Annotated in this window: 2 protein-coding genes; both read left to right on the forward strand. The window is 40.3% G+C overall.

What is annotated here, in order from left to right; genetic code table 11:
• Window positions 1–386 (forward strand): helix-turn-helix domain-containing protein (locus HUK49_RS10515; protein WP_191913663.1); only part of this gene is annotated, 386 nt, incomplete at its 5' end.
• On the forward strand, window positions 323–1,230 hold a 908-nt coding region (locus tag HUK49_RS10520), incomplete at its 3' end, for an IS3 family transposase (protein ID WP_191913664.1). The genes HUK49_RS10515 and HUK49_RS10520, both read left to right, overlap by 64 nt.

The following is a 1,230-nucleotide window of genomic DNA, read 5'->3' on the forward strand; positions in this document are numbered from 1 at the left end:
GAGTTAATCAGACAACGAGAAAGCGAGTCAGAAAAATGGGACGAAAAGTAACCTTTGATGAAAAGAGGCAGATTGTCCGATGGACAATTGAACATAACAATAACTATAAAGCGGCTGCAGAGAAGTATGATATTAGTTACCAACGAGTTTATTCTTGGGTACGGAAGTACCGAGTAAATAGCGACTGGGAAGTACTAAAAGATAACCGTGGGCGTAATAAAGGAAAAGAGCCCACTAATGAACTAGAAAAACTAAGGAAACGAGTTCGTGAGCTAGAAGCTCGTGACCGTGAACGGGAGCTGCAAATCGCTTTCGCAAAAAAATTAGTCGAAATACGCAATCGGGAGGTGAAACGACCGGACGATATCAAGCGATTCAAGAAATGAACAATGAAGGTTATTCCATTAGTGAATTGGCCAAGGTCGCTGGAATTACTAGACAGGCTTACTACAAATGGTTGAAACATGAACCGACTAAATATGAGATTGAAGAATCGGAGATTCTCCAATTGATTAAACAGTTAGAAAATGAACATAAGCAAAGCGTTGGTTATGACAAAATGACTAGGTTAATCAAGTTAAGTCAGCAGATCTCTTATACCGTTAATAAGAAACGAGTCATTCGTATTATGAAAGGCCATAGTATCAAGGCCGACTATCGTCAGCCAACCCACAAACGTATTCAAGCCCAGCAAACTTATGAAGCTGAAAATATTCTTAACCGACAATTTGACCAAACTGCAGCTAACCAAGTTTGGGTTACGGATACGACGGAACTGAATTACGGAATCTGGCTTAATAAAGTTCGTCTACATATAGTATTAGATTTATATGGTCAATACCCAGTAAGCTGGTTAATTACACCTACAGAAACCGCTGAAGGAGTAGTTCAAGTGTTCGAGCAAGCACGGATGAAAGAAGGAGCACTAGCTCCGTTAATTCATACTGATCGTGGTGCGGCGTATACTTCCAAAGCATTTAATCAGTATTTAGTAGTTAATGGTGCCCAACACAGTTATTCAGCACCAGGGACACCGGCTGACAATGCCGTAATAGAACATTGGTGGGCAGATTTTAAGGCTATTTGGATCGCACATCTACCTAAAGCACAAACATTATTAGAACTAGAAGAACAAGTTAGAGAAGGAATTACCTATTTCACTGAAAAATTTATCTCAGCGAAGAGAAATGACCTTACCGCAGCGGAATACCGCTTTGGCAAGGCCAACTA

The sequence above is a fragment of the Limosilactobacillus portuensis genome (assembly GCF_014838735.1).
GTDB lineage: Bacteria > Bacillota > Bacilli > Lactobacillales > Lactobacillaceae > Limosilactobacillus > Limosilactobacillus portuensis.